Raw genomic sequence first — 12,043 nt, 5'->3', positions numbered from 1 at the left:
ACGCAGCAGATTGGACATTACAGTTATGAGGTCCTTGCTGCATTACGGTATGCCATTCCTACCATAGACCAGAAAACCGGAGCGCTCAGCCAGCCGATCATAATAAGTGTTCAAGGCGGGTAGGTGGGGATGTGTTACAGGCGTTTCGAACCATCGGTTCACAGAAAGACCGATCGGAATGTCCGCAAGCGAAAAGACTTCACCTGCTACATAACCCTTGGTTTTCTGAAGCTGGGCGTCAAGTATGGCCATACATGCTGACCATTGGCGATGACTCTGGCTGATTTGTTCTGGATCCTGATGGCTGGATAACCGCCTTACCAGCGCTTGGAAGGCATAGCTCCAGGAGGGGTTCAGCGTAGAGGCCTGCCAGTCGATCCACTGATCAATGATGGCGCGAGCCTTATTCTCCACCGGATATAGAGCCTCTCCATTATAGTGGTTCGCCAGATAGCGAATGATTGAATTCGATTCCCACAAGACGAACCCCTTGTCCTGGACAACCGGGACAAGGGCGTTGGGATTCAGAGTTAGAAAGTTCGGATCATCCGTTGGCCTGAACCCTGTGCCCCACTCTTCAAGAGTGAAGGGAATGCCAAGCTCTTCGCACGTCCACATGACCTTGCGAACATTGATCGATGTCGCCTTTCCCAGAACCGTCAGCATAGTATTCCCCTTTAGAGGTTACTGCTGATTCTACCCATTGCCTGAAATGGTTGGGTATTTCTCAGGACGTCAATGTTTCAAACCAGCCTGCATAGGGCGTGTTGGCAACTTGTCGGCGGTTATAGTCGGGCGCTCCGTCTGTCCACCACACGGGCCCACGCTCACCTAAAGCGCGCTTGGCTTCATCGACCCGGTGGCGCGCCTGCTGTTCAGCCGCTTTGTCGTGGTTGCGCTTCGCTTGGCCCACCTCTCTGCGCGCCGTCATCAACTCGTGGGTAAGCACCTTGCGTTGCGCCTCTGGAAGTGCAGGATTGGTGCATCGCCAGAGTTGACCACGTACCACGAAATAGCGGCCATCAGGCGTAACGGGGTAGGGAGGCGTATCAATACTCATAGGTCCGCATATATGCCCGTGAAGATTGTTTAGAGCGTTGAGCGAGCAGGCGTATTTGCCCGAAAGGCGCTAGGAAAACAGCAGAGCAAGCTGAGCTATGGCGAACACAGAGCATGCTTCATGGATAGTGGTTTAATCGTGTGCCGCAGCGGGTTGATCAACTAGAGGTGTTGTTCAACCCGTTGAAGAAAGGTCAGGTACTGGGAGTTGCAGAGTACGCAACACCCGTAACCATATCGATTAGCTGGCCGATCGACCACGGTTTGGGCAGAAACCTGACCTTGTACTTGATGCTGGCAGTGGCTGGCGTGTCATAACCGGACATTACGATGATGGGAATATGAGGCCATGTAGCGCCTACATGATTGGCAAGTTGGGCACCGTCCATCGAGCCTGGCATACGGATGTCGGTGATCAGCAGGTCGATATCTGCCGCCTTGTCCTGCAGAAGGGCATGAGCCACGTCGGCCGACTCTGCGGTCATGACGTTGAAACCCTCACCATCCAGAAGCTCACGGACGAATTCCCGGATCACTTCCTCATCTTCTACAACGAGAACAGTGGAGGGGGTGCGGTTGGTACCTTGTGTCGATTGTTGACTATACATATGTCAGTGCTTTTCCAGATATCTGCCAGAAGCCGTCGTCAAACGGATGTACTCGGAGGACTCGGCGTATTCCCTATGTGGTTCGAAGAAATGGACACAAAGAGAGTGATTAAGTGCCAGCCGGAGTCATGATATTGGCGAATTTGTTGTATCCGTACAGGCTTGGGCAAAGCGTTAGGCTTGGATCTGGACGAGTAGCTTACAAGTAAACAGATGTAGAAAAGCCAGCAAGATGCTGGCTTTTCATGCAGGTACCGTTTATTTTCTGACCCACTTTCCATTGAGCTGGATGTATTGCCCCGCGGGTGTCTTCTCGATCGCCTTCTTGCCGGCGATGGCTTCTACATCACCCAGCTGGATGCCATTTTGCTGAGCCAGACGCTGGTACTCATCGCGGCGGGCCTGATTGATCAGATTGGCAATTTCGGTGCCTTGGCTGCTCCCGTCAACCGCGCCCAAGTAGCCATTGGGTTGTTCGCCCACCTGGCCACTTGCCTTGGCATGGCTCAGGGTGGCCATCGCCTCGTTGAGGCCCATGGCCCAGGCGGGACTGGTGAAAAGCAAGGCCAGCATCAAACTGGCAACACGGATTCGCATGGCTGGCTCCTTAGAATAGACCGCTGTTTTCGCTGAGAACGTTATCCAGTGCCTTGTCTACTTTGATGTAGATTTCATGCTGGATTTTTACGTTCAGGTTGATGTTGATCGGCTCGTTTGGAACCGCGACCTGTACGGTAGGTGTACAGGCTGCTGTCAGAAGGCATAAAAGCAATATGCCGAATAGTGGGCGCAACCCCATCAGGGCTTCTCCTCGGTTTTGGGGCCAGTTTGATCACGACGCAGGCGTTCCTGCACACGACGTTGAATGGTGTCGCTGACCCGGTCAGTCAGTTGCAGGCTGGTCAGTAGTTGCGGAATATTTTCTTCAAGGTTGATTCCAAAGTTGAACGCTCGTCCCTTTTCAATATCAGGGTTGCGGCCCTCCAGGCGGAGTGAAAGCATCAGTGTACCGTCTTCACGGTAATCAACGCCGCTACGCAGTACCTCGTAATGGAAATCGTCGAGCGCATCGGCTACCAGTTTCATCCCGGGGTTGCTCCGCCCCAGCGCTTTGATTCGATCCGAGCGGAAGCGTAGCACGCCTGCTCCACGTGCGCCGACAACGCCTTGCTCGACGCGAATACCCTGGCGCGTCCAGTGCAGGGGTAACTGCCCGTCAATTATACCTTCGCCGCTGAGCCCCTCGGTCGGGTAGGCTTCCAATAGTGAAGCGACTTGCAGGCCTGAGAGATGCACCGGCAGCGCAAGCGTGAAGTCGCCCAGGTTGCCTTGGCCTGGCGGTATCCACAGGCGACCTCCCAATATGGCCGTTTGAGCCTGTTGCCAGGACAGCGTGCCGGCCAGTGGATCATCCAGCCGAGCGCGATAGGCGCCGCTCAATTCAAGAGGACCTAGAGTAAACCCTGGGTTAAGGCTATCGGCTTTGAACGCAGGCAATGCTACGCTCAGCTGATCGTTATTCAAATCAAGCGCAACCTTTGCACCAACGCCATTCATTTCCAGACGATCGTAAATGCCGCCCAGACCTTGAGCATCCAGATCAATATGCAGGTTCATGTCGCCTTGTTGAGGGATACGAAGGGCAAGCTGGCCGTCAAGACGTCCCGTATTGAATTCCAGCAAGGCCGGCCAGGCGGTAAATGTGGCTGCAAAGGGATTTCCAGCCCGCATGAATAATGTGTCCAGTGTGCCTTCCAGGACGAACGACTGATCAGGAGACTGATGAAGCCGGGTCTTGAGGCTGAGGCCTGTATCGGTCTTAAGTGTACCATTTAAACCTAGCGCCCGATCCGTCAACTCAAGCTGTCCATCCCAGTTCCATTTGGCAGCCTTGAGCTGCGGGTGAGCAATGCGCTTGGTCTTGAGCTGAGTGTTGCCCTTCAATGTAAAATGCACGTCCTGCTGATCGTCCAGCCGCCCCATCAGGTTGAGCTCAGGCGAAGTTGCAGATACGTTGTCCAGGCGTGTCCCCGAAGTACCGCTACCGATGTCCAGCTGGCGCGCACCTAGCATGATATTGGAGAAGGTCAGCTCAGCACTGCGCTGATCCATCTTCCCTTGCGCCTTTAGTTTGACGTCGAGAGTGTGAACGGCAACGCTGGATTGCTTAAAGTTTGGAACGGTTCCATGCAGATCAAGCCCATCCACCCGGAGGCGCCAAGGGGCCTGAGTAGCAACCTTAAGGCGTCCTTTCAGGTCCAGAGCTGCTTCGCCACGAGAGGCTAGGGTAAAGTCGAGGGGGAGCAGCACGTCCGGCTGATCAATAGATGCAGGTGTCTGCGCCCGGATATGGAGTTGGTCGGGTCGTATACCCTGCGGGAGTTGGAGCTGCCAAGGTTGGTTCCTTATTGCAAGTTGCAGATCGGCTTGCAGGGCTCGAGGCATTACATAGCCGTGATCCACTGTAGCATCCACGCTGGCATCGCCTTGAAGTGATCCCAGTCCTGGCAATGGCCAGGCTTGGGGTAAATGCGCATCAAGCCGAATACTACCTTGTGCATTAAGCAGGGATTGGAGGTCGTCAATTGTGTTAGGTAGGGACAACTGCCAGTCACCTTGTACTCGAAGAGCACCCGGCAGGGATTCAACGTTCACGGCAGGCATTGGCCACCACTGGTTGATCCAGTCCAGAACCCAGGAGCCTTCATTAAAGGCAGGGATCAGGAGGTCACCGCCCCAAGCCACTCCGTCGCCGTGGGGCGTTAGCGCAGTCCGTAACACAAGCCTTGGCTGATCATCAATGGCAAGGTTGGCTGTCAGGCGCGGTGCCTCCGGTGTGCCCTCAAGCAAGGCCAGGGTTTGTAATGTGCGCCCCTCATGACGAAGCGTGAGCTCCAGGCTGAGGGGCAAGGCCTGGTTGTTTGCCTGGCTTGCACTCAAGGAGCCCTCTAACCTGCATTGGCCTTGTGCGCAGGGCAGAGACAACGTGAAATCAGGTGCATCCAGACGATCGGGTAGCCATGTCGGTATGGCGAGAGGAGTGTCAAGGTGCAGAGGGCCAATAGGCTCACCGCTGGTACCGTTTGGAATAGCAGCCAGCGCGAGCTCAACGTGATCGATCCTGAGATGACGCCCGGTCCACTCAAACATCAGTGGCCCGGTGTTGAGTGACTGCTCTGTACCATCTTTATCGGCTTGGACAAGCGATAGGCTCTGTAACCCTATCGAGTGAGTATTCAGATACAGCCCTTGTAGATTCCAGTGTGTAATACCCAGCGAGCGAATCAACAACGCAAAGCCGAGCGAACCGGATGCCAGCAATAACAGGAAAACTACACTGGCCCAGCCTAAACGCCGAAACCAGCGTAGGGCGCGAGAAGAATTGACGTTAGACAGTGGACTCACCGCTCGAGTACAGGCTCGACGTTAGAGTGAAGCGTCTAAACCACTGAATCAACCCTGGTGCCTTCGTTTTGCATTAAATGCTTATTTTTCTTAGTAATACCAGCCCATTATAAAACAACCAAACTACCATGACACTTCTGTAATCAAGACGAAAAAGCCCTGGGTGTTTAACCCGGGGCTTAGCGAACACGCCAATGTTACAAGCAGAATGTTAAAACAAAGTTGAACACCAGGGCGGCGATGAAGCCGAGTGGCGCTGCCTTGAACAGGAGCTTGGGAAAGAGAGCAGAGCGGCTTTGTTCAGTGGGGCATGAGCCCAGCAGCAGGCTTCCACCGGAAGAGAAAGGCGAAATAGAGGTTGCCTGTGCCCCCGCCACGATGCAGATGAAAATGATCATCGGATCAATGGACAGATTAGCGGCAATTGCAGGCACGATCGGGAAGAGCGCAGGTGTTACCACGCCCAATGTACTTGAGAACAAGGACATCAGCGCCGCGACCACACCAAAAGCAACAGGTACCAGGACGGCCGGTATATTGGCGCTGATCCAGGACGCCAGGAGATCAACCGTGCCGGCCTTGATCGCAACCGAGATTAGCATACCTACGCCACAGATCATGATGATGGTAGACCAGGGGAGCGTAGCCATGACCTTGCGCTCATCGCCCAGCTTGAGCAGCAGTGCAATCACGGAGAAAACACTGGCGATCAGACCAATATCCATCTTCGAGTTGATAAAGCTGATCGTGTCATTCTGCGGGAAGACAAGGTGGGCGATAGGAGCCAGCAAGACAAGCCCCATCATTAGAAGGGTCAACCACAGCGTGGTTTTCTGATCTTTCGTGAACGGCGTAGGTGCACTGATGTTGAACGCAGCCTCCCGCATGGATTGTTTGTGCCCGCTGAACAAGAGAAACCCGGTGATGACCAGCAAAGGAATCACGATCGTACTGGCGAAAATACCAAAGCTGTTTATAAAGGCGGTTTCTTCCGGAATTCCCGCATTCACCATCAGGCTGCGGAAAATGATCCCGCTTTGGCTGGAAACAAAATTGGCCCCTCCGAGGGCTCCGTAGTTCACTGCCATCGCGCCCACGATGAGACTCATGCCCGTACGTTCACACAACAGCAACGTGATCGGCGCCATGAAGGCCAGTACGGTATAGTAACCCGCGCCTAAGGCAGCAATCAGGGCGGCAGTAACAAAGACGGCGTAGGGCAGCAGATAGGGTACTTTTCTGCAGCTGTACAGCAAATGCTCCGACAGTTTTTCCAAGGTGCCGTTAACGATGGCAAAACTGTAGAACAGGCATACCGAGAAAATGATAAAGAAGATTTTGAGTGGCCAGAGGTTGATGACCTTCGACGGACTCATACCCATCACAAACGAGCCGATCAGGTAAGCGAAGGCGATAGCAAACAGGCCGATATTGATCCGGGTCTTGTACCCGAGAACAATGGCAACGGCAATCGCCGTCACGACGAACAGACTCATCATAATTGTCTTTCCTTGTTGTTATTGTCTGGTTTTCAGGGCTTGAACTTGAACAGTCTGGCCGGGTTGTCCACCAGCACTTTCCTTCTTTCCAGCGCATCCGGGAGGAGGGAGGTCATTATTGAAAACTGGGCATCATAATCGGTCTGGTCCTCGAAGCGGGTATGAGGCCAATCGCTACCCCATAACAGTTGATTAGAGTGCCCATAGGCGTTGCGCAATATATCAACCATCTGGGTGGCTTGCTCTAGACTGGCCTTGCTTCGATAGGTGGCGGACAGCTTGACCCATATAGCCGAGTCAGGCAGGAGCGACAGGAAGGCCTGATGCTCTGGCGTTTCAGGATCTATACAGCCGGCGGGCAAGCCGAAGTGGTCGATGACAACATTGACCCCTGCATCCAATAGTGTTGGAACGATAAGGCAGAGGTCTTCCATGGCACGCTGGATTTCGACCGACCAGTTTCGGTCGGCCATCTTCTTGAAAAAAGTTTGCCACCGTGGCTGTGAGTAATCTTCCAGCGGAAGCCCGACCAGGTTCAGTCTTACACCCACTACTCCTGCCTTTTCCAATTCATTGAGTTCGGCGTCACTGACTTCGGGATCGACTACCGCTGTCCCACGTAACCGTTCCGGATAGACCCGCAGCGCACCTACCATGAAGTTATTGTTGGTCCCCAGGAAGCTGGGCTGTACCAACACGCCATGGGAAAGCCCGCAATGCTCCAGATGAGCCAGATAGCTTTCCACAAGGGCATCGTAGTCAGGGCTGTAGCGGCGGTTTTCGGTCAGGGGAAGGTCACGAGAAAAAATATGTGCATGGGTATCGATACCCGTGATGGGCGTATATGGCTGAGACATGGGCACTACCCTTGTTGTGTGTTTTTGGCAAAGGTCACCACCGCCCTTGCCCATAAAACATATATTCATCTATATGAATAGAGGAACGTATAGCGATGCGTGTTAGCTGTCAATGCATCACCCGACGGTGCTCGTGGTAAAGTAGGTCTACCAGTCGTTTGGATGACGATATGAACAACGCAAAGCTGGGACAGGATGAGCGTTTACCGCTCTATCAACGGTTGAGTGATGAAATACTGGCCAGGATTGCGTCAGGTGAATGGTTGCCAGGCCAGTCGATTCCCACCGAGGCTGAACTGACCAAGCTCTATGGTGTTGCCATCGGGACGGTGAGAAAGGCAGTGGATACGCTGGTGAGCGAGGGCTTGCTCGAACGGAGCCAGGGCAGGGGGACGTTTGTTCGTCGGCCAAGCTTCAATGCCTCATTCTTTCGTTTTTTTCGCCAGATAGATTCGTCCGGTAGCCAGGCTGTGCCGACCAGTCAGGTACTCAGCCGCACGCTCGAGCAGCCTCCTCAGGCCGTGATCCATGCACTAATCCTCAAGAAGCATGAGCAGGTAGTACATCTGGAGCGCGTCCGTGTCATCGAGGGGCAGCGGAAATTCTATGAGGATATCTGGCTTCCCGGCTCGAAGTTTTCCAGGCTTCTAGACGTAGACCCGGGCAGGTTCGGCAATCTGCTTTATCCTTTTTACGAGCAGCAATGCGGCCAGCATGTCGCATCAGCGCAGGAAACGCTGACGGTGGAATCGGCTTCGGCTGAAACGGCTCGGATTCTGGAAATCGAGGAGGGCAAACCGGTTGTCGTGATCGAGCGTATCGCGCTGGGCTATGACCGGCTTCCCATCGAGTACAGAGTGTCTCGAGGTGCGGCAGAAGGCTTTCGTTACCAGGTCGAGATAACCTAAAGAGTCACTTTAAATCGGCCGTTTCCAATAATTATCCTGGACGTTCTCCACGGTATGTCTGATCAGACCACGCCTAATCTGCCTCTGGATGACAAGCGTTTTGCTGAGGTAGCCAGTCTTATTTCAACCGCTCGCCAGCGAGCGGTTCAGGCCGTCAACATCGAGTTGATCGATTTGTATTGGCGGGTAGGGGCGTATATCAGCGCCAAGCTTGAAACCGCGGAGTGGGGAGACGGGGTCGTTGATCAGTTGGCGCGCTATCTTGCACAGACTCAACCCGGCTTGCGGGGTTTCACTCGCGCCAATCTGTTCAGAATGCGCCAGTTCTATGAAGCGTACCGTAACGAACCATCACTAGCCGCTCTGGTACGGCAGTTACCATGGACCCACAACCTCATTATTCTCAGTCAGAGCAAGCGCCCCGAAGAGCGTGAGTTCTATTTACGGCTGGCCATGCAGGAACGGTGGCCCAGCCGTGAGTTGGAGCGGCAGTTCAAGTCTGCACTTTTTGAGCGCTCCGTTACGCAACCTGCAAAAGTCTCGGCAGCGCTGAGACAAAGTCATCCTGAGGCGCTGAGTGTGTTCAGGGATGCCTATATGGTCGAATTTCTTGGGCTTCCGGAGGGACATGCAGAGGCTGATTTGCACCACGGACTGCTGCAGCGACTTAAGGATTTTCTGATCGAACTCGGGCGGGATTTCTGCTTCGTCGGCTCCGAGTATCCCTTACAGGTGGGTGGACGGGATTTCGCGTTGGACCTGCTGTTCTTCCATCGGGGCCTGAACTGCTTGGTGGCCATCGAGCTCAAGGTAGGCCGATTCGAGCCGGAATATCTGGGTAAACTCGAGTTCTATCTTGAGGCGCTGGACCGCACCGTACGCAAGGCGCATGAAAATCCGGCAATTGGTGTTCTGCTCTGTGCCAGCAAGGATGATGAAGTCGTTGAGTACGCGTTGAATCGATCTTTGTCGCCTGCGCTTGTAGCGGAATACCAGACCCATTTGCCCGACAAGAAACTACTGCAGGAAAAGCTGCATGAGTTTTATCGGTTGAATATTACTGATGAATCAGAAAGCTGAGAGAAATCGATAGGCGGTCCGTTGCCCTGGCTAGACCTTATAAAACGCTTTTAGCGCGCTAGTTAGCCTAACCACCCGTCGAGCCTTGCCAAAGGTTATGAATCAGATGGCCGACACGTTCTGAATAGAACAGGTTGCTGATTCGAAAACTCTTTTACGGCAAGTCCGCGGCGAGCCAGTAGAGATAGGCAACCATTCATTGCGCTGCTAAAGGTGTTCCGATGTCCAGGTCGATCCATAAGAAAGTCGCCTTGTTACGCAAGACTTTCTTTTATGTAGGTTGGTCTTTGTTCTGGCTGCTTGTGTGGGACATAGCCGTCACAGCAGAGGCCATGCTGTACGTAAAAGACCCGATTGACTTGCCACTCACGCCCCTGACATTGCTTTGTTCAGCATTGGTAGTGCTGATCAGCTTTCGTAATAGCAGTGCCTATAACCGCTGGTGGGAAGCGCGTACCTTGTGGGGCGCAATGGTCAATAGCTCTCGCAGTTTCGGCCGGCAGGTGATGACACTTATTGATGATGTGGGCATAGGGCGTAATCGAGTAAAGATGGTTCTTCTGCTACGTCATATGGCCTATATCAATGCACTGCGCGCACATCTGAAGGGTACCTCATGCGCAGAAGCTGCGGGACCCTACCTGGCCCGGCACGAGTTATCAATGGCTGAAGGCAGCAGCAATTTCCCCAATGACATACTCAACGGCACCGCACAACTATTGGTTATAGAGCTAAACCAGGGTCGCCTCGATAGTATCCGGTTGGCACGAATTGAATCGACTCTCGTGGATATGTCCAACTGCCAGGGCGGCATGGAACGCATTAACAACACGCCATTACCTTATCCCTATGTCTATTTTCCAAGACTTTTTACAACGCTCTTTTGCATCATCATGCCCATGGGGCTAGTCAGTACATTAGGCTGGTACACCCCTGTTGTTTCCTCTGTGGTAGGTTTCATGCTGCTCGCATTAGAGCGAATAGGAACCGAGCTTCAGGCACCTTTTGCCGACAGCCAGCACCAGATCGCCATGGATAGTCTGTGCACAACGATTGAAAAGAATCTGCGTTCTTTGCTCCAGGAAACGGCAGCGCATGTAGCGGAGGAGGATCTGGTAGAAGCTATCCGAACAGTGCGTGTAGAACCCGCTGCACCTGCAGAGACCAGTATCGTGAAATCCATCGCTAACCTGTAGGCAAACCGCCTCCTAGACTATGTTGCAGATGCTCGATAAATGTCCTCACTTTGGCTGAAAGGAAGCGGCGGTGAGGGTAAACAGCATAGAGAATGGGGGTGTAGCTGGTCTTCCACGCTTGCAGTAGCGGTACCAGGCGGCCAGCTTTTATGTCATCGCCAATGATGAAGCTTGGCTGCAGAATAATTCCATGACCTGCCAAGGCTGCAGTTCGCAAAACATCGCCGTTATTGGCCCGAAACATCCCGGATACCTTGACTCGTACTTCTTCTTCGTCGCGTTGAAAGAGCCATTCATTACCCTGGCGCGCGTAAGTATAGTTGAGGCAGCGGTGTTGTCTGAGTTCCAGTGGATGCGCTGGCGTTCCATGCTGTTTCAGGTAGAGCGGTGAGGCACACACCACTACGTCGAGTACGGCCAGTTGACGTGCGACCAAGCTGGAGTCGTCGAGCTGGCCAATACGTACTGCCAGATCGAAACCTTCCTCTACAAGGTCAACGACTCGGTCATTCAGTTCAAGATCAACATATACCTCTGGGTATTGCTCCATGTATCGGGCAATTACCGGGGCCAGCTGCAGGATGCCAAAGGAGAACGGGGCATTGACCCGTAGCCGTCCCCGCGGATGCTGGACATCAGACTGCAGGGCTGTTTCCAGGTCATCAAACTCGGCCAGCAACGGAAGAATGCGCTCATAGAGTGCACGACCCGCATCGGTAAGGCTTAGCTTGCGTGTCGTCCGGTTAAGCAGTCTCGAATCGTATTTACGCTCAAGAAAGGCGATCAGTTTCGTAAGTCCCGAGCGGGACAGTTCAAGTCGATCAGCGGCCGCAGCGAATGACCCTAGTTCCACTACTTTGACGAAGGCAGATAGCGCAGAAAGCGTATCCATATCGATTTCCAAAATGTAAATAATTCATTTTTATTTACCCTATTTATCTCTAAAAGGGAAATACAAAGAATAGCGGTATCTGACCGATCACACCCTTTTCTAAGGATTTAACGATGGATACTCGTACCGCTCCCTATGCCGCGCTCCTGTTGCGCTTAGCGCTAGGTATCATGTTTCTGGCCCACGGCCTTACAAAGCTGTTCGTTTTTACCTTGCCGGGTACCGCACAGTTCTTTGAATCGGTTGGTTTTCCAGGCGTGCTGGCCTATCCGGTTACGTTCTTCGAAATTCTGGCGGGTGCAATGCTGATACTGGGCATCCTGCCTCGCTGGGTTGCAGCCGTTGCGGCGGTACAATTACTGGCAGCCTCTTCCGTACACTTTGGAAACGGCTGGTCATTTACCGCAGCTGATGGCGGCTGGGAATATCCTGTTTTTCTGGCGGTCACGGCCGCTGCGTTGGCACTCCTGGGGCCCGGTGCCTTGGCTCTGAAGCCATCGCTTCGTAAGGATTAAGGTTCTAAACCGCGCTGCACCCTT

13 protein-coding genes are annotated in these 12,043 nt (G+C 53.5%); 4 read left to right on the top strand and 9 right to left on the bottom strand.

Features of this window, described 5'->3' with window-relative positions:
* Positions 1-42: 42 nt before the first annotated feature.
* The 8 genes from JQR86_RS21660 to JQR86_RS21625 form a co-directional block, all read right to left on the bottom strand.
* Complete coding sequence (locus JQR86_RS21660; protein ID WP_434155010.1) at positions 43-666, bottom strand: glutathione S-transferase family protein; 624 nt, start codon at positions 664-666, stop codon at positions 43-45.
* A 61-nt stretch (positions 667-727) separates the two neighbouring features.
* The gene (locus tag JQR86_RS21655) at positions 728-1,060 is read right to left on the bottom strand and encodes a hypothetical protein (RefSeq protein WP_074825673.1); all 333 of its coding nucleotides are present in this window, start codon (positions 1,058-1,060) and stop codon (positions 728-730) included.
* 193 nt (positions 1,061-1,253) lie between these two features.
* Complete coding sequence (locus JQR86_RS21650) at positions 1,254-1,667, bottom strand: response regulator (protein WP_019363877.1); 414 nt, start codon at positions 1,665-1,667, stop codon at positions 1,254-1,256.
* Between the two features lie 258 nt (positions 1,668-1,925).
* The gene (locus JQR86_RS21645) at positions 1,926-2,264 is read right to left on the bottom strand and encodes a YdbL family protein (RefSeq protein WP_434155007.1); all 339 of its coding nucleotides are present in this window, start codon (positions 2,262-2,264) and stop codon (positions 1,926-1,928) included.
* A gap of 10 nt (positions 2,265-2,274) precedes the next feature.
* Positions 2,275-2,466 carry a YnbE family lipoprotein gene (locus tag JQR86_RS21640; RefSeq protein ID WP_010798549.1) on the bottom strand — a complete coding sequence of 64 codons (192 nt, stop codon included), beginning with the start codon at positions 2,464-2,466 and terminating at the stop codon, positions 2,275-2,277.
* Positions 2,466-5,072, bottom strand: a complete 2,607-nt coding sequence (locus JQR86_RS21635) for an intermembrane phospholipid transport protein YdbH family protein (protein WP_434155005.1) — start codon at positions 5,070-5,072, stop codon at positions 2,466-2,468. Before JQR86_RS21635 ends, JQR86_RS21640 begins: the two co-directional genes overlap by 1 nt.
* A 197-nt stretch (positions 5,073-5,269) precedes the next feature.
* Positions 5,270-6,571 (bottom strand): SLC13 family permease, encoded by a 1,302-nt coding sequence (locus tag JQR86_RS21630; protein WP_434155004.1) that lies wholly within the window; start codon positions 6,569-6,571, stop codon positions 5,270-5,272.
* Between the two features lie 32 nt (positions 6,572-6,603).
* Positions 6,604-7,428 carry an amidohydrolase family protein gene (locus JQR86_RS21625; protein ID WP_434155002.1) on the bottom strand — a complete coding sequence of 275 codons (825 nt, stop codon included), beginning with the start codon at positions 7,426-7,428 and terminating at the stop codon, positions 6,604-6,606.
* A gap of 170 nt (positions 7,429-7,598) precedes the next feature.
* Between JQR86_RS21625 and JQR86_RS21620 the strand changes: the two genes are divergently transcribed.
* The 3 genes from JQR86_RS21620 (at position 7,599) to JQR86_RS21610 (ending at position 10,612) form a co-directional block, all read left to right on the top strand.
* On the top strand, positions 7,599-8,336 hold the full coding sequence (locus JQR86_RS21620) for a GntR family transcriptional regulator (RefSeq protein WP_074825680.1): 738 nt from the start codon (positions 7,599-7,601) through the stop codon (positions 8,334-8,336).
* 54 nt (positions 8,337-8,390) lie between these two features.
* Positions 8,391-9,416 carry a PDDEXK nuclease domain-containing protein gene (locus JQR86_RS21615; RefSeq protein WP_434155001.1) on the top strand — a complete coding sequence of 342 codons (1,026 nt, stop codon included), beginning with the start codon at positions 8,391-8,393 and terminating at the stop codon, positions 9,414-9,416.
* A 221-nt stretch (positions 9,417-9,637) separates the two neighbouring features.
* Positions 9,638-10,612 carry a bestrophin family protein gene (locus JQR86_RS21610; RefSeq protein ID WP_434155000.1) on the top strand — a complete coding sequence of 325 codons (975 nt, stop codon included), beginning with the start codon at positions 9,638-9,640 and terminating at the stop codon, positions 10,610-10,612.
* Here JQR86_RS21610 and JQR86_RS21605 read toward each other — a convergent pair.
* Positions 10,602-11,504 (bottom strand): LysR family transcriptional regulator, encoded by a 903-nt coding sequence (locus JQR86_RS21605; RefSeq protein WP_150346422.1) that lies wholly within the window; start codon positions 11,502-11,504, stop codon positions 10,602-10,604. The genes JQR86_RS21610 and JQR86_RS21605 overlap by 11 nt on opposite strands.
* Before the next feature lie 113 nt (positions 11,505-11,617).
* Here JQR86_RS21605 and JQR86_RS21600 point away from each other — a divergent pair, with 113 nt between their 5' ends.
* Entirely contained in the window at positions 11,618-12,019 is a 402-nt protein-coding gene (locus tag JQR86_RS21600) for a DoxX family protein (protein WP_150346423.1), read from the top strand.
* The last annotated feature ends 24 nt before the right edge of the window (positions 12,020-12,043 follow it).

It is taken from the genome of Pseudomonas sp. JZ134, from assembly GCF_051027695.1.
GTDB classification, from domain to species: domain Bacteria; phylum Pseudomonadota; class Gammaproteobacteria; order Pseudomonadales; family Pseudomonadaceae; genus Chryseomonas; species Chryseomonas luteola.
This window is presented reverse-complemented; position numbering and strand designations above follow the sequence as displayed.